The organism is Nonomuraea sp. NPDC049624, from assembly GCF_040675255.1.
Classification (GTDB): Bacteria; Actinomycetota; Actinomycetes; order Streptosporangiales; family Streptosporangiaceae; genus Nonomuraea.
The window spans coordinates 394,922-414,777 of the sequence record NZ_JBFAOR010000001.1 but is presented as its reverse complement, the minus strand read 5'-3'; the positions used below and the strand labels follow the sequence as shown (position 1 = coordinate 414,777).

Below are 19,856 nucleotides of genomic sequence, written 5' to 3'. Positions count from 1 at the left end.
TTTCGTCGCCTTCGTGGGGGCGGGTCCTGGTGACCCCAACCTGCTGACGCTCCGCGCCGCCGAACTTCTCGGCAAGGCGGACGCCGTCGTGCTCGACGACGAGCAGTCCGGCCCGCTGCTCAAGCACTGCCGCGAGGGCGTCGAGGTCGCCGAGGGCGACTACGTCCAGCGGGCCAAGGCCGGGCAGCTCGTGGTGCGCCTGTGCGCGGGCGACCCCATGTTGTTCTCCTCGATCGACGACGAGGTCGCGGCCTGCGTGGCGGCGGAGGTGGACTTCGAGATCGTGCCCGGCGTGCCGCCCGCGACCGCGGTGCTCACCTACGCCGGCATCCCGGCGGCCACGGCCGTGCCCGAGTTCCGCGTCGTCGACGCCGCTCAGGAGCAGGACTGGTCGTCCCACGCCGCCACCCGCGGCACGCTGGTGATCTACAACGGCATCGCCGAGGCCGTCGCCATCGGCAAGGCGCTGATCGCCGGCGGCAAGCCCGACACCACGCCGGTCGCCGTCAGCAGCGGCGGCACCACCACCGAGCAGTACACCGTCGTGTCCTCGCTCGGCCGGCTGCAGGCCGACCTGAAGCACGCCGGGTTCACCGAGCCCGCGCTGATCGTGGTCGGCGAGGCCGTGGGGCAGCGCGAGCGGCTGTCGTGGTTCGAGACCAAGCCGCTGTTCGGCTGGCGGGTGCTGGTGCCGCGGACGAAGGAGCAGTCCCGCAGCCTGTCCGAGCAGCTCGTGGCCTACGGCGCGGTGCCCGAGGAGGTGCCGACCATCTCGGTCGAGCCGCCGCGCACGCCGCAGCAGATGGACCGCGCCATCAAGGGCCTGGTCACCGGCCGGTACGAGTGGGTGGCCTTCACCAGCGCCAACGCCGTCAAGGCGGTGCGCGAGAAGTTCGAGGAGTACGGGCTCGACGCGCGGGCCTTCGCCGGGCTCAAGGTGGCCGCCGTGGGCGAGGCCACCTCGCGGGCCCTGGTCGAGTTCGGCGTCAAGCCCGACCTGCTGCCCTCGGGCGAGCAGTCCTCCGAAGGGCTCGTGGCCGAGTGGCCGCCCTACGACTCGATGCTCGACCCGATCAACCGGGTGCTGCTGCCCCGGGCCGACATCTCGACCGACACGCTGGTGGCCGGGCTCACCGAGCTGGGCTGGGAGTGCGACGACGTGACGGCGTACCGGACGGTGCGCGCCGCGCCGCCGCCCGCGCCCATCCGCGAGGCGATCAAGGGCGGCGGCTTCGACGCCGTGCTGTTCACCTCGTCCTCCACCGTGCGCAACCTGGTCGGCATCGCGGGCAAGCCGCACAACGTCACCGTCATCGCGGTGATCGGCCCGCAGACGGCCAAGACGGCCGAGGAGTTCGGCCTCCGGGTCGACGTCATGTCCGACAAGCCATCCGCATCAGCCCTGGCCGCAGCGCTGGCCGAGTTCGGTGCCAAGCAGCGCCAGGCGGCCGTGGCCGCGGGTGACAGCCCGCGCAGGCCCTCCCAGAACCGCCGTGGCGCCAGGAGGAGAGCCAAGTGAGCGCCCAGTACCCCGTCGCACGTCCCCGGCGCCTGCGTCGCAGCCAGGCGCTGCGCCGGATGGTGTCGGGCACGCGGCTGCACGCCGCGGACCTGATCCTGCCGCTGTTCGTCAAGGAGGGCATCGACGCGCCGCAGCCGGTGGCGTCCATGCCGGGCGTGTCCCAGCACACTCGCGACTCGCTGCGCAAGGCCGCGCACGACGCGGCCGAGGCGGGCGTGGGCGGCCTGATCCTGTTCGGCATCCCCGCGGTCAAGGACGCGACCGGGTCGGCGGCCGACGACCCCGACGGCATCCTCCAGGTCGCGCTGCGCGAGGTGACCGCCGAGGTCGGCGACGCCCTCGTGGTCATGGCCGACACCTGCCTCGACGAGTTCACCGACCACGGCCACTGCGGGATCCTGACCCCGTCCGGCGAGGTGGACAACGACGCCACGCTTGAGCGTTACGCCTCCATCGCGCTGGCCCAGGCCGCCGCAGGCTCCCAGATGATCGCGCCGAGCGGCATGATGGACGGCCAGGTCGGCGCCATCCGCGCCGCGCTCGACGGGGCCGGCCACGCCGACGTCCCGATCCTGTCCTACTCCGTCAAGTACGCCTCCGCCTTCTTCGGCCCGTTCCGCGAGGCCGCCGAGTGCGCGCCGCAGTTCGGCGACCGCAGCACCCACCAGCAGGACCCGGCCGGTCCGCTGGAGGAGGCGCTGCGCGAGGTCAGGCTCGACCTGGCCGAGGGCGCCGACGCCGTCATGGTCAAGCCGGCGCTGGCCTACCTCGACGTCATCACCCGGGTGCGCGACGCGGTCGACGTGCCGGTGGCGGCCTACCAGGTGAGCGGCGAGTACGCGATGGTCGAGGCGGCGGCGGCCAACGGCTGGATCGACCGCGACCGGACGATCATGGAGTCGCTGGTCGCCATCAAGCGCGCCGGCGCCGACATGATCCTCACGTACTGGGCGACGGAAGTGGCGCGCCAGCTCTAACCAAGGGGTTTCCCGTCAACTCCTGAGGCGTGTGCGTTAGAGTGCGATGACAAGTGCTGGTGTGTCCCGCGGTGTGCGAACGGCCCGGAGCCGGGACCTCCTCAGGCGCTGACTCGACGGGAGACACCATGGTGGGGGTACCACTGGCTCGGCGTACCAGAAAGCGGTCGCGCCCGACACGCATCGATTCCGTGCTGGAGTACGCGTCCCTGGGCTGGCCGGTCGTGCCGGGTGCCTATCCGCTGCGGCACGGCCCGCGCGCGTGTTCGTGCGACCGCGTCGGCTGTCCCGACCCCGGCGCCCATCCGCTCTCGCCCGCCTGGCACATGCAGGCCACGACGGACACGACGCTGCTCACCCGCTGGTGGGAGAGCGAGCCGGAGGCCGGCGTGATCCTGCCCACAGGGCGCGTGTTCGACGTGTTCGACGTACCGCTCGCCGCCGGCCTGTCGGCCCTCACCAGGATCGACGCCGCCGGAGCCCACCCAGGCCCGGTCGCCGCTCAAGGCGACCGGGTCTTGTTTTATGTGGCCACCCGCGGCAACCCCGAGGACGAGGACGAGTGGTGGTCCTGCCAGCTCGACTGCGACCCGGCCACCATCGACGACACGCCGGGCCTGCGCTGGCACTGCCGCGACAGCTACGTGCTCGCGCCGCCCTCGATGCTGCCCTCGGGCCAGCCGGTCTCCTGGCTGCGGCCCCCCGACGGCCGTCCGCTGCCCGACCCGCTGCGCATCCTGGAATGGCTCGCCGACTGAGCACGCCCCGCGGCGGGGGCACGGACCTGCGGGACTAACCTGGGTCGGGTGAGCCGTACACAGAACTCCGAAGGTCTTTTCACCCGCGCCAGGGAAGTGGTGCCCGGCGGCGTCAACTCGCCCGTGCGCGCGTTCGGCGCGGTGGGCGGCACGCCGCGTTTCATGGCCTCGGGCCAGGGGCCGTACATCACCGACGTCGACGGCAACCGCTACGTCGACCTGGTCTGCTCCTGGGGCCCGATGATCCTGGGCCACCGGCATCCCGCGGTCGTCGAGGCCGTCTCCGGCGCGGTCGCGCACGGCTTCTCCTACGGCACCGCCACGCCGGGCGAGGTCGAGCTGGCCGAGGAGATCGTCTCCCGGATGGCGCCGGTCGAGAAGGTGCGCCTGGTCAGCTCCGGCACCGAGGCGACGATGAGCGCGGTGCGCCTGGCGCGCGGCTTCACCGGGCGGTCCAAGGTGATCAAGTTCGCCGGCTGCTACCACGGGCACGTCGACGCCCTGCTGGCCTCGGCCGGGTCGGGCGTGGTGACGTTCGGGCTGCCGGACACGCCCGGGGTGACCGGGGCGTCGGCGGCCGACACGATCGTGCTGCCGTACAACGACGTGCAGGCGGTGGAGGAGGCGTTCGCGGCCGCCGAGATCGCCTGCGTGATCACCGAGGCGTGCCCGGCGAACATGGGCGTCGTCCCGCCGCGCGACGGGTTCAACGCCCGGCTGCGCGAGCTGTGCACGGCCAACGGCGCGCTGCTCATCGTCGACGAGGTGCTGACCGGCTTCCGCGTCTCGTCGGCCGGCTGGTACGGCCTCGACCCGGTCGACGCCGACCTGATGACGTTCGGCAAGGTCATGGGCGGCGGCCTGCCCGCGGCGGCGTTCGGCGGCCGGGCCGACGTGATGGCCTTCCTGGCTCCGGAGGGCCCGGTCTACCAGGCGGGCACGCTGTCCGGCAATCCGCTGGCCTGCGCCGCCGGCCTGGCGACCCTGCGCGCCCTCGACGCCGACGCCTACGCGCGCATCGACGCCGCGGCGCTCGCGGTGGGCGACGCGGCGGCCGACGCGCTGGCGAAGGCGGGCGTGCCCCACCGGTTGCAGCGTGCCGGCAGCCTGTTCTCGATCTTCTTCGCCGAGGGCGAGGTCAGCAACTTCGACCAGGCCAAGGCGCAGAACACGGCGGCCTTCACCGCGTTCTTCCACGCGATGCTCGACCAGGGCGTCTACCTGCCGCCGTCGGCGTACGAGGCGTGGTTCCTGTCGGCCTCGCACGACGACGAGGCGCTCAACCGGATCGGCGAGGCCCTGCCGGCAGCGGCGAAGGCGGCCGCGGCGGTTCTGTAGCGCGGCGCGGTCTGGTGCCGGCGTACAGCACGCCGGCGACGATGAGGGCCGCGGCCAGGACCTCGGTCCAGGAGAGGGGCTCGCCGGCCGCCAGCGCGGCCGACGACATGCCGAACACCGGCACCAGCAGCGTGTACGGCGCCACGGTCGAGGCGTCGTACCGGCGCAGCAGCCAGCCCCACACGCCGAACCCGCCGAGCGTCGAGACGAAGGCCACGTAGGCCAGCGACAACCAGCCCTCGGCGGGGGCGGCCAGCACGGGCGGCCCCTCGACCAGCAACGACAGCAGCAGGAGGGGCGGCGCCGAGAAGGCGCTCACCCAGACCATGAACCGCAGCGAGTCCGGCGGCGCGGCCCTGCGCTGGACCACGTTGCCGAGCCCCCAGGCCGCGGCGGCGGCCACGCACAGGGCGAACGCGCCCAGCGGGCCGGACACCCCGAAGTCGAACGCCACCAGGGCCAGGCCGCAGAAGGCGACCGCCAGGCCGAGGACGCGACGGGCGGTGAGCCGCTCGCCGAGCAGCGTCACCGCGAACAGCACGGTGAACAACGCCTGCATCTGCAGGACGAGAGAGGTCAGTCCGGCCGGCATGCCCGCTCGCATGCCCACCAGCAACAGGCCGAACTGACCCACTCCGAGAGTGGCCGCCACCCCGGCGACCCAGCGCCACGGGACTCCGGGCCGCCCCACGATCAGCAGGGCGGGGAACGCCGCCAGGGTGAACCTGATCCCCGCGTACATCAGGGGAGGGAAGTGCTTCAGGCCGACCTGCATGACGACGAAGTTGAAGCCCCACACGGCCGCGAGGCCGACGGCTAGGGCGAGGTGGCGGGGGCTCACGCAGAGCGGGTCTTCTGGTACCGGTTGCGCTGCTCGCGGGCCTGCTCGGCGAGGACCTTCAGGTACGAGGTGGAACGGGTCTCGGGCTTCCTGCTCTTAATGATTCGCATGCATATATTTTCATCTGCTTCAGATACAAGGACAAGCGAGACTTTCTACGCTAAACCCTTTAGTCTGGCTTACATGTTGGACCTGAACCGGCTCAAGGCCCTTCACGCCGTGCACGTGTACGGGTCGGTCGGCGCGGCGGCCGACGCCCTCATGGTCACCCCGTCGGCCGTCAGCCAGCAGATCGCCAAGCTGGAGCGGGAGACCGGCGCCCGGCTCATGGAGCGCAACGGCCGCGGCGTGCGGCTGACCGACGCCGCCGGCCTGCTCGCCGAGCACGCCGAGCGCATCCTGGCCCTGGTCGAGACCGCGGAGGCGGACTTCGAGGCGCTGCGCGGCGAGGTCGTCGGCCGGCTCAGCATCGCCGCCTTCGCCACCGCGACCCGCGGCCTGATGCCCGGCGCGCTCGTCCAGCTCAAGAGGCACCACCCCGACCTGCACGTGCAGCTCTACGAGCGCGAGCCGGAGCGGGTGCTGCGCGAGGTGGCCAGGGGCGAGCTGGACCTGGGCGTGATGCAGGACTGGCTCAACCGGCCCATCGCCATGCCCGAGGGCCTGTCCAGGGCCACGCTGCTCGACGACGTGGCCGACGTCGCCATCCCGGCCGGCCATCCGCTGGCCGGGCGCAGGGAGGTGGGGCTGGCCGAGCTGCACGGCGAGCGGTGGATCAGCTCGTCGCCCGGCACGGTCTGCCACGACTGGCTGGTCTTCACGCTGCGCAACGCCTCGCTGGAGCCGGAGATCGCGTGCATGGCCGACGAGTACCCCACCCAGCTCGCGCTGGTCGCCGCCGGGCTCGGCTGCGCGATCGTGCCGCGCCTGGGCCGCGACTGCGTGCCCGACGGCGTGCGGCTGGTGCCGATCATGCCGCGGCAGACGCGCCGCATCTACGCGGTGTGGCGCACCGACGCGGCCCGCCGTCCCGCGATCAGGGCCACGGTCGAGGCGCTGATCGGCGTCAGCCGCGAACAGGAGAACGCCTGGGCGGTCAACTGAGCACCCAGGCGCGCAGCCGGCCCTGCACCCGGCCGCGCACCCGCCCGACCCGCGCTCAGCTGAGCGCGATCGCCACCACGCCGCCGAGGATCACGCCCGCCGCCAGCAGCCGCCGCCGCAGGTCGCCCTCGGCCAGCAGCCGCCCGCCGAGCAGCACCGCGATCAGCACGCTCACCTCGCGCGCCGGCGCCACCACGCTCACCGGCGCCATCGTGAACGCGACCAGCACCAGCAGGTACGACAGGAAGATCAGGAACGCCGCTCCCACGATCCGCGACCGGTGCTCCCGCCACACGGCCCCGACCAGCCGCCGCCTGGCCCCGGCGACGAACGGCGTGAGCGCCAGCGCCCGCCCGACCTCCCCGAGGTAGTTGAGCATGATCGGCGCCACCGCGAACGCGCTGACCACCTGCGAGTCCCACACCGTGTACCCGGCGATGAACAGCCCCACGACCAGCCCCGACGCCAGCCCCCGCAGGTCGCCCCGCCCGGCCGCGCCGCCGCTCATCATGAACACCCCGACGCCGACGAGCACGATCCCGGCCACGCCGGCCGGCGCCGGGTGCTCGTCCAGGAACAACACGGCGACCAGGCTGGCCAGCATCGGCCCCGTCCCGCGGGCGACGGGGTAGACCAGCGACAGGTCGCCGGCGCCGTAGCCGCGCTGGAGCAGCACGAAGTACCCCAGGTGCAGGGCCGTGCTGCCGCCGATCACCGCCAGGTCGCCCCACGACAGCCGGGCGCCCGTGACCAGCAGGAACCCCGCGAACAGCGGGCTCCACACCACCATGGCCACGACCCCGACCAGCCAGAGGAAGACGATGCCGTCGGCCTGGGCCGCCTTCTTGCTCAGCAGGTTCCAGGTGGCGTGCGCGACGGCGGCGACGAGAATGAGGACCAGCGCCCAAGGGCTCATCCGGGCGACTCCTTCCAGCGGTGACGGAGAGGAGCCTCCAGGCTTTTGTCCCGTCAGCTGTACGGCCCGGCGGGCCGCGGCGCCGCTCGGACCTGTCTTCCGGCCCTGGTTGTGTGACGGGGGAGGCGGACCGGACGCGGAACCCTAGGCGCAGTCGTCCCGACCATACCTGCGCGCGAAATGCCGGACCAGGCAGCCCCTGACTATGACCGGCATCGAAACGGATAGGCTGTGGCACACCATGGCTGAAACGACCGTCGTCCACCTTTTGCGCCACGGTGAGGTGCACAATCCCGGCGGCATCCTGTACGGCAGGCTGCCCGGCTACCACCTGTCCGACACCGGCAGGCTCATGGCCGAGACGGTCGCCAAGGCCGTCGGCGGCCGCGACATCGTCGCGATCCACAGCTCGCCGCTCGAACGCGCGCTGGAGACCGCGGCCCCGCTCGCCGACAAGCTCGGCCTCGACGTGACCGAGGACGACCGCCTGCTCGAAGCGGCGAACATGCTGCAGGGCCGTCCGGTCGGCCAGGGGCTGGCCATCTTCCGCAACCCGCGCAACTACCGCTATTTCTGGAACCCGCTGCGCCCGTCGTGGGGTGAGGCGTACCCGGCGATCGTGGCGCGCATGAAGGCGGCCGTCGACGACGCCAGGGCGGCCGCGCGCGGGCACGAGGCCGTGCTGGTCAGCCACCAGCTCCCGATCTGGACGATCAGGATGGCCGCCGAGGGCCGCCGGCTCTGGCACGACCCGCGCCGCAGGCAGTGCGCGCTGGCCAGCCTCACCACCTTCACCTTCGAGGGCGACCGCCTGGTCAGCGTCGGCTACAGCGAGCCGGCCGGATCGCTGAGTTCGGGGCCGTCGGTACCAGGGGCCTGATGTCGGGGCCATGTCTGCCCGCCGGTAGAGTTGCAAGCTCTACCGGTTGTAGTACAAGGAGATCATCCTCCGTGCGCGCGACGTCCATCTCCCTCGTTCTCCTGGCCGCGCTGGCCGCGGGCTGCGCGGCCAACCAGAGCGGGCAACCCCAGGTGGGTGACACCCGGTTCGTCGCGGGCGACGGCAAGATGCAGGTCTTCGACGCCGCCGACCGCAAGGCGGCCCCGCCGGTCGAGGGCCCCACGCTCGACGGCGGCACGGCCTCGCTGGCCGCCCACAAGGGCAAGGTCGTGGTGATCAACTTCTGGGCCTCGTGGTGCGGCCCGTGCCGGGCCGAGGCGCCGGTGCTCAAGGAGGTCGCCGCCAAGACCAAGGGCGACGTGCAGTTCCTCGGCATCGACTTCAAGGACCGCCAGGCCGACGCCCTCGCCTTCGAGCGCACCGAGCAGACCGGCTACTCCCACATCTTCGACCAGCCCGGCAAGGTCGCGCTGTCCTTCCAGGGCACCGTGCCGCCCGCGGCGATCCCGTCCACGCTGGTCATCGACAAGCAGGGGCGCATCGCGGCCAGGGCGCTCGGGGCGGTCAAGTACACCGACCTGATGAACACGGTGACCAAGGTGCGCGATGAGTGACGTCGTCGCCTCGGGCTCGTTGCTGCTCGCGGTGCCGATCGCGCTGCTGGCCGGGGTGGTGTCGTTCCTGTCGCCGTGCGTGCTGCCGCTGGTGCCGGGCTATCTGTCGTACGTCACGGGCATGAGCGCCGACCCCAAGCGGGGGCGGCTGGTGCTCGGCACGGTGCTGTTCGTGGCCGGGTTCGCGCTGGTGTTCGTGCTCAGCGGCGCGCTGTTCGGCGGGCTCGGCTCGATCATGCTGGGCAACGCCCAGGTCATCACGCGGGTGCTCGGCGTCCTGACGATCCTGCTCGGGCTGGCCTTCCTGGGCGTGCTGCCCGGCCTGATGCGCGACGTGCGCATCCACAAGCTGCCGGCCGCGGGCCTGGCCGGCGCGCCGCTGCTCGGCGTGGTGTTCGGCCTGGGCTGGACGCCCTGCATCGGCCCCACGCTGGCCGTCGTGCTCACGCTCGGGCTCAACGAGGGCAGCGCCTCGCGCGGCGCCCTGCTGGCCGTCGCCTACGCGCTGGGCCTCGGGCTGCCGTTCGTGGCCGCCGCCCTGGCCTACAGCAAGGCGCTGCGCACGTTCCAGGCCGTGCGCAGGCACACCCGGCTGATCACCAGGATCGGCGGGGGCATGATGGTGGCCGTCGGGCTGCTGCTCGTCACCGGACTGTGGGGTGCGATGATCGCGGCCATGCAGGGGCTCATCGGCGCGTTCGAGCCGGTGATCTGATGAGCGTCGACGAGCTGGTGCGCGAGGAGCGCGAGCCGCGGCAGGCCGGCATGGGGCCGGTCGGCTGGCTCCGGTGGGGCTGGCGCACCCTCACCTCGATGAAGACCGCGCTGATCCTGCTCTTCCTGCTGGCGCTCGGCTCGATCCCGGGCTCGCTGGTGCCCCAGCGCAGCGTCGAACCCGACAAGGTGGCCCAGCTCTACCAGCAGAATCCGACCCTGGCCGAGTGGTACGACCGGTTCCAGCTCTTCGAGGTGTTCACCTCGGTCTGGTTCGCCGCCGTCTACCTGCTGCTGTTCACCTCGCTCGTCGGCTGCATCATCCCGCGCACCGCCACCTACCTGCGCGAGCTGCGCCGCAAGCCGCCCGCCGCGCCCAAGAACCTGTCCCGGCTGCCGCACTCCGACTCCTTCGAGGGCGACCTCACCGTGGAGGAGGCCGCCGGGCGGCTGCGCAAGATGCGCTTCCGCGTCGTCACCGGCGACGGCTGGGTGGCCGCCGAGAAGGGCTACCTGCGCGAGACCGGCAACCTGTTCTTCCACGTCGCGCTGCTCGGCATCCTGCTCGCGGTCGGCTTCGGCTCCCTGTACGGCTACCGCGGCAACGTCCTGGTCGTCGAGGGCGACGGCTTCGCCAACACGGTGGCCGCCTACGACAGGTTCATCCCCGGCAGTCAGGTCTCGGCCGAGTCCCTCCAGCCGTTCTCGTTCGAGCTGACCGACTTCAAGGCCACCTACCAGGTCGAGGGCGACAAGAAGGGCCAGGAGCTCGACTACTCCGCCTACCTGAAGGTGCACGACCGGCCCGGCGCGCCCGCCCGCGACTACGAGCTCAAGGTCAACGACCCGCTGGAGGTCGACGGGACGCAGACGTACCTGATCGGCCACGGCTACGCGCCCGTCTTCAAGGTCACCGACGGCAAGGGCCAGGTCGCCTACGAAGGGCCCGTGGCCTGCCTGATCGACCAGAAGGCCACGCTGACCTCGTCGTGCGTCGTCAAGGCGCCCGACGCGCAGCCGTCCCAGCTGGGGTTCCTGCTGCGTTTCCTGCCCACCAGCGTGCCGCTGACCGACGGCACCTACGCCTCGGCCTTCCCCGGCGAGCTCCAGCCGCAGGTGCAGCTCCTCGGCGGTTACGTGGGCGACCTCGGCATGCGGTCGGGCAAGCCGCAGTCGGTCTACAAGATCCTGCCGGACGAGCTCGACGGCAAGGTCGTCCCCGTGGTGCGGGGATCGTTCGCGACCAAGCCGCTGTCGGTGGGGGAGTCCGCCGAGCTGCCCGGCGGCGCGGGGAAGCTGGAGTTCACCGGCGTCAAGGAGTGGATCACGCTCCAGACCGCCTACGACCCCGGGCGGGTGCCCGCGCTGGTCGCCGCTGCCGTCGCGGTGGTCGCCATCGCGCTGTCGTTGATGATCCGCCGCCGGCGCGTCTGGGTGCGGGTCAGGGAAGGGCGGGTCGACGTGGGCGGCCTGACCCGTACCGAGGGCTCCGCGGCGGGCTTCGCCGAGGAGTTCGCCGAGATCGTCAAGGCTCTATCAGCAGGAGAACAGCATGTCCGCTGAGCAATTGGCCGGGCTGAGCGACAACTTCGTCGTCGGCGCCGTCCTGCTCTACATCATCGCCATGGTGGGCTTCGCGATGGAGCTGGCCTTCGGAAGGGCCGTCCTGGGCAAGGCGGCCGTGAAGCGGGCCGCCCGGCAGCCCGTCACGGTCGGCGCCCCCTCCGACGGCGACGCCGCCACCGAGGCCGAGGCGCCCGTCGCCGAGCCCGTGCCCGTCATGGCGGGCGGGGCCAGGGCCGGGCGGGTCGCGCTCGTGCTGGCCTGGATCGGGTGGGCCGCCAACCTCGGCGCCATCATCACCCGCGGCCTGGCGGTCGGCCGGTGGCCGTGGGGCAACATGTACGAGTTCGTGGTGGCCATCTGCTTCGCCGCCGTGACCGCGTTCCTGTTCACCCAGGTCCGCCAGAACGTGCGGTTCCTGGGCGCGTTCGTCATGATCGCCGCCACGCTCGGGCTCGGGTTCGCGGTCAAGGTGCTCTACACGGCGGCCGGTCCCGTGGTGCCGGCGCTGAACTCGTACTGGATCGCGATCCACGTCACCGCGGCGATCCTGGCCAGCGGGCTGTTCACGCTGGCCGGCGTGTCGGGCGTGCTGTTCCTGGTGCGCGGCGAGGGGCTGTCGCGCCTGCCCAGCCGCGACGACCTGGAGCGGGTGGCCCACCGCGCGATCGTGCTGGCCTTCCCGCTGTGGACGTTCGCCGTCATCGCCGGCGCGCTCTGGGCCGACCGCGCCTGGGGCCGCTACTGGGGCTGGGACCCCAAGGAGGTCTGGTCGTTCATCACCTGGGTGGCGTACGCGGCCTACCTGCACGCCAGGGTGACCGCCGGCTGGCGGGGCAGGGCCGCCATGATCGTGCAGCTGCTGGCGTTCGGGTGCCTGATCTTCAACCTGGTCGGCGTCAACATCTTCATCTCCGGCCTGCACAGCTACGCCGACGTCAGCGGTTAGTCCTCGCCGCGCATCCGCCGGTCGAGATCTCTCAGGAAGTCGGGGTCGTCGTCCGGGCCCTTCGGCGCGCCCGGGCCCGGCGGCACCGGCCACGGGTCGCGCTCGGCCCTGGGCCGCCCGCGCAGCATCCAGATCACGCCGCCGAGCAGCGGGACCAGCACGACGATGAGGACCCACAGCGCCTTTGGTACGTTCCGGACCTCTTCCTCGGGTGCGGTGATGACGTCGAAGAGCGAGAAGAGCCAGAAGGCCAGCAACGCCAGGCCGATCAGAACACCTGCCATGCCCGAACTGTAAGCCATCCGCGACGTGATCGTGTCGGACGATGTCCCGTTTCGGATGACTAGGGAAGATCAGCGTCGTACCGTGGAACCCGGTTCGCCATGGAAGCGGCGTGAAGGGGTGCGATGGCCTTTTCTCACGACAAGGGCCGACATCGGCGCGGCCGTTGGTGGCGCCGCGGGTCGTACCTCTTCTCGCGGCGTGACGAGGCTCCTCCGGACGCGGACCGTTCCTTCTGGTCCCGGCGGAGGGAGAGCCGCCCCGAGGTCCCAAGAGAGCAGCTCAAGGGCGCGGAGCGGCGCAGGGAGCAGCAGCCGGAACGGTTCGCCCGTCCGGGCGACCCCCAGCGGCGCGAGGTCACCTGGGACGGCCTCTCGCTGCGCGAGCGCGCAGCCCGCCTGCCCGCCGCCGTCGCCGAACGCCCCCGCTACACCTGGTACGACTTCGAGCTCGACGACACGCCGCCGAGGGCCCAGCCCAACAGGCCGGAGGCCCCCTCCATCGGCGACGGACTGCGCCACTGCGGCAAGCTGGAGAAGATCCTCCACCGCCAGTGGGACGCCCGGCACGGCCCGCCCTCCAAGGACGCCGTACGCGCCGTGGAGAGCCTGGCCCGGCTGCCCGACCGGCTGAAGGAGCTGCTGGCCGCCGGCCTCGAAGGCATCTACGTCGGCCCCGGCGGCGTCCCCGACCTCGACGACATGGGCTACTTACGCGGCGCGCCGCTCCCGTCCGGCCGGGCCACCTGGGACATCTGCGCCGGCGCGTACGGCGACCGCAAGATCGTGGTGGGCGACCGCCCCTCACCCACGCCGGACGTGATGATGCACGAGGTCGGCCACGCCATCGACGACCTGGACTCCTTCCACGGCGAATGGGTGTCGGACTCGCCGGAGTTCGTCCGGCTCTACGAGAACGCCTTCCCCAAGCTGGCCTCGACCTTCCACCGCCAGGGCAACGGCCTGGGCCGCAAGGAGTTCTTCGCCGACGCCTTCGCCGCCATCGCCGCCCGCCAGCGCCCGGCCCTGGTCGACATGCTCGGCGGCGACACACGGATGGCGCTCGACGTCATGCTCTTCTTCAACCGGCGCTACGGAATCTAGGTGATCACCCATGTACGTCATCCGGCTCGCTGACGGGACCCTGCGCGTGCCGCAGAGCCTGACCAGCGAAGACGGGCGTCTGATCGGCAACGCGTACGTGGACGTGCAGCCCGGCGATCCCGACTACGACAAGTGGCTGCCCGAGTCGGTGACCGAGGAGGAGGCGGCCGAGCGCCGCAGTCGCTGGGAAGAGGAGAACGACGACCTCGAACGCGAGTTCCTGGCCTTCAAGGCCAGCCAGGAGGACGTCTGAGAAGGACAGACGCCAGCCACGGTCGGCGGTTGGCGCCGCCCCGTGCCTGCCCTCGGGAAGTGTGGCCCGCAGGCATGCTCGTTCACGGCCTCACGAGATGAGGCGAATTGAGGTCCCGCCAGCGGTGATCCTGGCGGATCTCAGGATCACCGACTAGACGGAACGTCACACGCGCGGGGACTCACCTGCTGGCCTGTCGGCCGTGAGAACGTCCTCGCCTCGAAGAAGGGCGTGCACTTCCGACTCGCGGAAGCGCCGGTGCCCTCCGGGGGTGCGGATACTGCTGATGCGGCCTGCCGCAGCCCAGCGCGTAACCGTCTTTGGGTCTACCCGGAAGAGGGCGGCAACCTCTCCTGGGGTCAGCAGACGCTCGCTGCTACTCTCCACCAATCTCTCCCCCTCGCATCCCGCTTCCTGCCAGCGGGCGGACAGGTAACCAGTGTGTCGAGCGAAGCCTGATTTATCCGTGGTTTTCGACAAAGATCACGGGTTGTTATCAGCTGACTGCCCGATTGTTATATGATAGAGCCTCTTTGGGGCTCTCGTGGGTGTTTCTTTACGAAACACCCTTACTGGAACAGTAGCAGCGCTCGCGTCCGATGCGAAGAGCGACCGCTACGCAGGGACGAGTAACCTCGAACGTGTGCATCCCGTTCTCGTTTACACCGCGTCGCGGATCGCCCTGTTTGTCGTGACCCTGGGTGTTCTGTACCTCGTCGGCCTGCAAAACCCGCTGTTCCTGCTCGCGGCCGCTTTCGTCATCAGCGGCATAGCCAGCTACGTGCTGCTGTCGAAGCAGCGTGACGCCGTCAGCGCCCGCCTCAGCGGCCGGATCGACCGGCCGGAGCCGCAGGACGACTAGGGCAGGGGGAACATGCCAATCCGGGCATGGTACTCCCGTCCGAGTCGCGTTGTGTCACTACCGACTAGTAGGCCGGTCTTGTGCGCCAGAAATGCCTTCACGCCGATGCCCCGCTCACGGCCGGGATTCCAGGCGAGCGCCTTTCCCGTGCGCGGATGAATGGCGCCGATGCCCTCGCGGGGCACCGCTCCCGGGCCGGCCGAGTCGCGGCCCTGCGGGTTGTCCAGCCAGCGCTGGTGGCCGCCGACGTACACCGCTGAGCCGGTGACCGCCACCGCGTAGAGCGAGTCGCCGCCGGTGGCGTTGGTCCAGGTCGGCCTGACGTCCGGGCCTGCGGCGTACGTCTCGAACCGGGCGGCCGTGTCGCACATGCGGCCCTTCGGGCCCCCGGTCGTGACGACCACGAAGGAGCGGCCGTCGGGGGCGAAGTCGAGGCCGCGCACGTAGGAGGGGAACGCCTCCGCGCAGCGCTGCGCGTAGACCTCGGTCCGCCAGTCGGCGACCCTGGCCACGGGCCCGCTGACGTCGATCAGCCCGAGCTGCGGCCGGGACCGCCCGCCGAGCGTGGTGAACGAGCCGTCGACCGCCAGCCGGCCGCCCGACAGGGCGAGGGCCTGGACCTTCACCCTGGGCGTCAGCGGCTCGCCCGGCGTGACGGCGAAGCCGGGGTCGGCCACGCCCGTCGCGGCGTCGAGCCCGGCCAGGGCGATGCGCGGCCGGACGAAGTCGCCGCCGACGTAGAGCCTGGAGCCGTTCCTGACCAGGGTCGTGACCATGCCGCCCTCGATCCGGGGCAGGAAGCCGTCGACGAGCTGCCCGTCGGCGACGCTGATCCGGGCGAGCGCGCGGGCGCCGACGTTGTTGACGCCGGGGAAGGCGCCGCCCACGTAGACCGTGCCGTGGTCGCCGGCGGCCAGCCCGTAGACCGGCCCGGCGACGGACGGCGCGAAGTCGCGCAGGATGCGGCCGGTCGCCAGGTCGTAGGCGAACAGGTTGGCCCGGCGCAGCGTGTACGTGCGCCCGGCATCGCTGACCTCGCTGAACGAGCCGCCGACGACGACGGTGCCACCGACCAGCGCGATGGCGTTGACGATGCCGTCGAGGACGTGGGGGGTGTTGTCGACCGGGTCGGCCGAGACCACGCGGGGGTGCGCGACGGGGGCCGAGGCGATGATCGCCGCAAGGGCGACACGGGCAAGCATTCACCAACAACTAGCAGACGTTCGGTAGCGGTGCCGCTACTTTGCGTGAATTGCCGCAAGGGCCTGGCTCGCCGGCGGCCCGGCGGCGGCTGGTCAAAGCCCGTAGTGGCGGCTGGCCAAAGGCCGTAGTGGGGGCTGGTCAAAGGCCGTAACGCCCGGCGAATACCCCACTGGCCGCGTGAGTACTCTTGTCCGCATGACGCGCGCTCAGTTGGACAAGCAGCCGGACGAGGTCGCCGCGATGTTCGATCGCACCGCCCGGCGCTACGACCTGGTCAACGACGTGGCCTCGCTGTGGCAGGTCAGGCTCTGGCGCAAGGCCGTGGCCGCCGCCGTCGACGCGGGGCCCGGCGAGGTCGTGCTCGACCTGGGAGCGGGCACCGGCACCTCGACCGACAGCTTCACCAGCCTCGGCGCCCGCGCGGTGGCCTCCGACTTCTCCCTCGGCATGTTGCGCACGGGCGTGCAGCGGCACGGCGGCAACTCGCTGAGCGGGCCCGGCATCCCCTTCGTGGCCGGCGACGCGATGCGGCTGCCGTTCGCCGACGACGTCTTCGACGCGGTGACGATCTCGGTGGCGCTGCGCAACGTGCACGACACCTCGCAGGCGCTGCGCGAGATGCTCCGCGTGACCCGGCCGGGCGGCCGGCTGGTGATCCTGGAGTTCTCGCACGTCACCTTCGGGCCCTTCGACCTGGTCTACCGCGAATACCTGATGCGGGCCCTGCCCAAGGTGGCCAAGGTGTTCGGCTCCAACGACGACTCCTACGACTACCTGGCCGAGTCCATCAGAGACTGGCCCGACCAGCGGACGCTGGCCCGGACGATCAGCGACGCCGGCTGGGAGCGGGTCGCCTGGCGCAACCTGACGATGGGCATCGTCGCCGTCCACCGGGCGTTCAAGCCCGCCTGAGCCGCTCCGGCCACGGGCGGGCGGTCATGGCGAAAGTTCCTGGAATCGTTTTCCGTCTTTTGCCGGAGGGAAATTCTCGCCGGATGACGACAGGGCCTCTTTCCGGTTGCCGTCGGCCTTTGTGGGCATATCTCGCGATTTCTCGGAAGGGATCCAGGGATCGGAGAAAGCCCGCCGCCACCGCAAGCCCGCCGCCGAGCGTCCCGCTCACCGGCCGAACGCCGGATCCGGGCCAGGACGGGCCGCCGGCGAGGGTGACCCTCGCCGAGGAAGAGGAAGACGGCCTTCTTGGCCGGGCGCGCTCTGCCAACGGCACAACAATCGTAACGGCATGGTTATCGTGGCGTGTCTTGCAGGCTCGGCCGATCTTCTGTTGGCTACCGTCATTGGTCCAGACCAATGAGACTCGGGAGGTAGTCCGTCCGATGAGCGGTCCCACTGTCTCGCCGGACGGATGGCGCAGGAGCAGTCTCAGCGCGGCCGCCGGCGACTGCGTCGAGTTCGTCGGTGGAGTGCGCAACGCCGAGTTCGAAGTCTGACGTTCCCGTGCCCGGCCCTTCGTTGACGACGGAGGGCCTTGTCGTGTCCAGGATCCGTACCCCGACTGCCACTATGTACAGGAAAAGCAGTAGACTGCGGGCCGACAAGTTTGTGAAGGGGTTCACAAAGGAACGAAGGCGCAAGACCCCGAGGCCTTCGAGCGTGTAGGACAGGACAGTCCAGTGACCGTGCCACCAGCCATACAGGCTGACGCCGACGTCATCGTCGTCGGCGCCGGTCCCGCCGGTTCCGCAACCGCCTTTTACCTCGCTCAGGCCGGTCTCGACGTGCTGCTCCTGGAGAAGACCAGGTTCCCCCGCGAGAAGGTCTGCGGCGACGGCCTGACGCCACGTGCCGTCAAGCAGTTGCTCAACATGGGCGTCGACATCGACGCGCCCGGCTGGATCAGGAACAAGGGCCTGCGCGTCGTCGGCGGCGGCCTCCGCTTCGAGCTCGACTGGCCGCAGTTGGAGCGCTTCCCCGACTTCGGCCTGGTCCGCACCCGCAAGGACTTCGACCAGATCGTCGCGGCCAACGCGGTCAAGAACGGCGTGCGCCTCATGGAGGGCGTCACCGTGACCGGGCCGGTGCTCGACGACCGCAGCGGGCACATCGTCGGCGTGCGCACCAAGGACGGCGCGACGTACCGCAGCCGGGTGGTCGTGGCGGCCGACGGCAACAGCACCCGCCTGGCGATCGGCATGGGCCTGCACAAGCGGGAGGACCGGCCCATGGGCGTGGCCGTCCGCACCTACTTCGAGAGCCCCCGCCACGACGACGACTACCTGGAGACCTGGCTGGAGCTGTGGGACGGCGACACCCTGCTCCCCGGCTACGGCTGGGTGTTCGGGGTCGGCGACGGCACCGCCAACGTCGGGCTCGGGCTGCTCAACACCAGCGCCCAGTTCGGCAACATCGACTACCGCGACCTGTTGAAGCGCTGGTGCAGGGCCATGCCGGCCGACTGGGGCTTCACCGAGGAGAACATGACGGCCCCCATCCGCGGCGCCGCTCTCCCGATGGCCTTCAACAGGCAGCCGCACTACACGCGGGGTCTTATCCTCGTGGGTGACTCCGGCGGGTCCATCAACCCGTTCAACGGCGAGGGCATCGCCTACGCCATGGAGACCGGCGAGATCGCCGCCGAGATCATCGCGAAGGCACTCAAGGACACCACTCCCGCACAGCGCGAGCGGATCCTGAGGACCTACCCCCAGGTGATGAAGGACGCCTACGGCGGCTACTTCACCCTGGGGAGGTTGTTCGTCGAGGCGATTGGGAAGCCGGGTGTGATGAGCTTCGGGACCAGGCACGGCCTGCCACACCCGAGGCTGATGCGCTTCGCGCTCAAGCTCCTTGGTAATCTCACCGACCGGCGAGGCGATGCGTCCGACATGATCATCAACGCTCTCTCGAAGGTCGCCCCACCAGCATGATTCCCACGACAGACACATCAAGCTGCGCGCCGGCGCGCGCGGCGACTCCAGAGGAGGCGTAGCGATGGACCTTTACGTGCCCATCCTGGTGCTCGCCGTTCTCGCGGGGGGCTTCGCGATCTTCTCGGTCGCCATCGCTCCCTTCACCGGACCCAAGCGCTGGAACCGCGCGAAGCTTGACGCCTATGAATGCGGCATCGAGCCGACGCCCCAGCCGGTCGGTGGCGGACGGTTCCCGCTCAAATACATGATCACCGCGATGCTCTTCATCGTGTTCGACATCGAGATCATCTTCCTCTATCCGTGGGCGGTCTCCTTCGCGCCGCTGAAGAACGACGCGGGCACCACCATCGCGTCCGGCCTCGGGCTGTTCGCGCTGGTCGAGATGCTGCTGTTCATCGTCACCGTGCTCGTCGCCTACGCGTACGTGTGGCGCCGCAAGGGTCTGGACTGGGACTGAAAATGGGACTTGAAGAGAAACTCCCCAGCGGGTTCATCCTCAGCACGGTCGAAGCCGCCGCAGGATGGGCGCGGAAGAGCTCGGTGTGGCCGGCCACGTTCGGCCTCGCGTGTTGCGCCATCGAGCTGATGGCCACCGGTGGCCCCCACTACGACCTGGCGCGCTTCGGCATGGAGCGCGCTTCGGCGTCTCCTCGCCAGGCCGACCTCATGATCGTCGCCGGGCGCGTGTCGCAGAAGATGGCGCCCGTCCTGCGGCAGATCTACGACCAGATGGCCGAGCCCAAGTGGGTCATCGCCATGGGCGTGTGCGCCTCCAGCGGCGGCATGTTCAACAACTACGCCATCGTGCAGGGCGTCGACCACGTCGTGCCGGTCGACATCTACCTGCCCGGCTGCCCGCCGCGGCCGGAGATGCTGATCGACGCGATCGTGAAGCTGCACGACAAGATCCAGAACATGAAGTTCGGCGCCCACCGCGCCAAGCAGATCGAGGACCTCGAACTGCGGGCGCTGCGCACGCTGCCGCTGATCGACCAGGGGGCCGGAAAGTGACCTCGCCCGACCACCTTCCCGGGAGCCCGGAGAGCGGGGAGGCCCCCGAGGCCG

23 protein-coding genes are annotated in these 19,856 nt (G+C 70.8%); 18 read left to right on the top strand and 5 right to left on the bottom strand.

Annotated features, from left to right (window positions below; all coding sequences use genetic code 11):
- Positions 1-13: 13 nt before the first annotated feature.
- From AB0J76_RS02285 to hemL, 4 genes are all read left to right on the top strand, one after another.
- Positions 14-1,519 carry a bifunctional uroporphyrinogen-III C-methyltransferase/uroporphyrinogen-III synthase gene (locus AB0J76_RS02285; RefSeq protein ID WP_352322533.1) on the top strand — a complete coding sequence of 502 codons (1,506 nt, stop codon included), beginning with the start codon at positions 14-16 and terminating at the stop codon, positions 1,517-1,519.
- Positions 1,516-2,499, top strand: coding sequence for a porphobilinogen synthase (gene hemB / locus AB0J76_RS02280; protein WP_352322532.1), 984 nt, complete (start codon positions 1,516-1,518; stop codon positions 2,497-2,499). Before AB0J76_RS02285 ends, hemB begins: the two co-directional genes overlap by 4 nt.
- A gap of 128 nt (positions 2,500-2,627) precedes the next feature.
- Positions 2,628-3,257, top strand: a complete 630-nt coding sequence (locus AB0J76_RS02275; RefSeq protein ID WP_352322531.1) for a bifunctional DNA primase/polymerase — start codon at positions 2,628-2,630, stop codon at positions 3,255-3,257.
- 48 nt (positions 3,258-3,305) lie between these two features.
- Entirely contained in the window at positions 3,306-4,595 is a 1,290-nt protein-coding gene (gene hemL, locus AB0J76_RS02270; protein WP_352322530.1) for a glutamate-1-semialdehyde 2,1-aminomutase, read from the top strand.
- Here hemL and AB0J76_RS02265 read toward each other — a convergent pair.
- Positions 4,537-5,436, bottom strand: coding sequence for an EamA family transporter (locus AB0J76_RS02265; protein WP_352322529.1), 900 nt, complete (start codon positions 5,434-5,436; stop codon positions 4,537-4,539). The two genes, hemL and AB0J76_RS02265, sit on opposite strands and share 59 nt — an antisense overlap.
- A 183-nt stretch (positions 5,437-5,619) precedes the next feature.
- On the opposite strand from AB0J76_RS02265, the gene AB0J76_RS02260 reads away from it, so the two are divergent.
- Positions 5,620-6,540 (top strand): LysR family transcriptional regulator, encoded by a 921-nt coding sequence (locus tag AB0J76_RS02260; RefSeq protein ID WP_352322528.1) that lies wholly within the window; start codon positions 5,620-5,622, stop codon positions 6,538-6,540.
- A gap of 55 nt (positions 6,541-6,595) precedes the next feature.
- Here AB0J76_RS02260 and AB0J76_RS02255 read toward each other — a convergent pair whose 3' ends face one another.
- On the bottom strand, positions 6,596-7,456 hold the full coding sequence (locus AB0J76_RS02255; protein WP_352322527.1) for a DMT family transporter: 861 nt from the start codon (positions 7,454-7,456) through the stop codon (positions 6,596-6,598).
- A gap of 241 nt (positions 7,457-7,697) precedes the next feature.
- Between AB0J76_RS02255 and AB0J76_RS02250 the strand changes: the two genes are divergently transcribed.
- The 5 genes from AB0J76_RS02250 to ccsA all read left to right on the top strand — a co-directional run bounded on the left by AB0J76_RS02250 (position 7,698) and on the right by ccsA (position 12,197).
- Positions 7,698-8,336, top strand: coding sequence for a histidine phosphatase family protein (locus AB0J76_RS02250; protein WP_352322526.1), 639 nt, complete (start codon positions 7,698-7,700; stop codon positions 8,334-8,336).
- Positions 8,337-8,407: 71 nt separating this feature from the next.
- Entirely contained in the window at positions 8,408-8,971 is a 564-nt protein-coding gene (locus AB0J76_RS02245) for a TlpA disulfide reductase family protein (RefSeq protein WP_352322525.1), read from the top strand.
- Positions 8,964-9,686, top strand: a complete 723-nt coding sequence (locus tag AB0J76_RS02240) for a cytochrome c biogenesis protein CcdA (protein ID WP_352322524.1) — start codon at positions 8,964-8,966, stop codon at positions 9,684-9,686. The genes AB0J76_RS02245 and AB0J76_RS02240 overlap by 8 nt, the downstream gene beginning before the upstream one ends.
- Positions 9,686-11,248, top strand: coding sequence for a cytochrome c biogenesis protein ResB (locus AB0J76_RS02235; protein ID WP_352322523.1), 1,563 nt, complete (start codon positions 9,686-9,688; stop codon positions 11,246-11,248). Before AB0J76_RS02240 ends, AB0J76_RS02235 begins: the two co-directional genes overlap by 1 nt.
- Positions 11,238-12,197 carry a cytochrome c biogenesis protein CcsA gene (gene ccsA / locus AB0J76_RS02230; protein WP_352322522.1) on the top strand — a complete coding sequence of 320 codons (960 nt, stop codon included), beginning with the start codon at positions 11,238-11,240 and terminating at the stop codon, positions 12,195-12,197. The genes AB0J76_RS02235 and ccsA overlap by 11 nt, the downstream gene beginning before the upstream one ends.
- Here the strand turns inward: ccsA and AB0J76_RS02225 are convergent.
- Entirely contained in the window at positions 12,194-12,481 is a 288-nt protein-coding gene (locus tag AB0J76_RS02225; protein ID WP_352322521.1) for a PLDc N-terminal domain-containing protein, read from the bottom strand. The genes ccsA and AB0J76_RS02225 overlap by 4 nt on opposite strands.
- Positions 12,482-12,604: 123 nt before the next feature.
- On the opposite strand from AB0J76_RS02225, the gene AB0J76_RS02220 reads away from it, so the two are divergent.
- Positions 12,605-13,582 carry a hypothetical protein gene (locus tag AB0J76_RS02220; protein WP_352322520.1) on the top strand — a complete coding sequence of 326 codons (978 nt, stop codon included), beginning with the start codon at positions 12,605-12,607 and terminating at the stop codon, positions 13,580-13,582.
- Positions 13,583-13,592: 10 nt separating this feature from the next.
- Positions 13,593-13,835 carry a hypothetical protein gene (locus AB0J76_RS02215; RefSeq protein WP_352322519.1) on the top strand — a complete coding sequence of 81 codons (243 nt, stop codon included), beginning with the start codon at positions 13,593-13,595 and terminating at the stop codon, positions 13,833-13,835.
- 165 nt (positions 13,836-14,000) lie between these two features.
- On the opposite strand, the gene AB0J76_RS02210 is transcribed toward AB0J76_RS02215, so the two are convergent.
- Positions 14,001-14,222 carry a BldC family transcriptional regulator gene (locus tag AB0J76_RS02210; protein ID WP_026214226.1) on the bottom strand — a complete coding sequence of 74 codons (222 nt, stop codon included), beginning with the start codon at positions 14,220-14,222 and terminating at the stop codon, positions 14,001-14,003.
- 256 nt (positions 14,223-14,478) lie between these two features.
- Here AB0J76_RS02210 and AB0J76_RS02205 point away from each other — a divergent pair, with 256 nt between their 5' ends.
- Positions 14,479-14,697 (top strand): DUF4229 domain-containing protein, encoded by a 219-nt coding sequence (locus AB0J76_RS02205; RefSeq protein WP_352322518.1) that lies wholly within the window; start codon positions 14,479-14,481, stop codon positions 14,695-14,697.
- Here the strand turns inward: AB0J76_RS02205 and AB0J76_RS02200 are convergent.
- Positions 14,694-15,899 (bottom strand): hypothetical protein, encoded by a 1,206-nt coding sequence (locus tag AB0J76_RS02200; protein WP_352322517.1) that lies wholly within the window; start codon positions 15,897-15,899, stop codon positions 14,694-14,696. The two genes, AB0J76_RS02205 and AB0J76_RS02200, sit on opposite strands and share 4 nt — an antisense overlap.
- A 196-nt stretch (positions 15,900-16,095) precedes the next feature.
- Here AB0J76_RS02200 and AB0J76_RS02195 point away from each other — a divergent pair, with 196 nt between their 5' ends.
- The 5 genes from AB0J76_RS02195 to AB0J76_RS02175 all read left to right on the top strand — a co-directional run bounded on the left by AB0J76_RS02195 (position 16,096) and on the right by AB0J76_RS02175 (position 19,802).
- Positions 16,096-16,812, top strand: coding sequence for a demethylmenaquinone methyltransferase (locus tag AB0J76_RS02195; protein WP_352322516.1), 717 nt, complete (start codon positions 16,096-16,098; stop codon positions 16,810-16,812).
- 425 nt (positions 16,813-17,237) lie between these two features.
- On the top strand, positions 17,238-17,351 hold the full coding sequence (locus AB0J76_RS02190) for a DUF397 domain-containing protein (protein WP_352322515.1): 114 nt from the start codon (positions 17,238-17,240) through the stop codon (positions 17,349-17,351).
- Between the two features lie 183 nt (positions 17,352-17,534).
- A complete protein-coding gene (locus AB0J76_RS02185) occupies positions 17,535-18,788 on the top strand; it encodes a geranylgeranyl reductase family protein (protein ID WP_352322514.1) in 1,254 nt (417 codons plus the stop codon).
- 64 nt (positions 18,789-18,852) lie between these two features.
- Entirely contained in the window at positions 18,853-19,248 is a 396-nt protein-coding gene (locus tag AB0J76_RS02180) for an NADH-quinone oxidoreductase subunit A (RefSeq protein ID WP_352322513.1), read from the top strand.
- A gap of 2 nt (positions 19,249-19,250) precedes the next feature.
- Positions 19,251-19,802, top strand: a complete 552-nt coding sequence (locus tag AB0J76_RS02175; protein WP_352322512.1) for an NADH-quinone oxidoreductase subunit B family protein — start codon at positions 19,251-19,253, stop codon at positions 19,800-19,802.
- Positions 19,803-19,856: the final 54 nt, after the last annotated feature.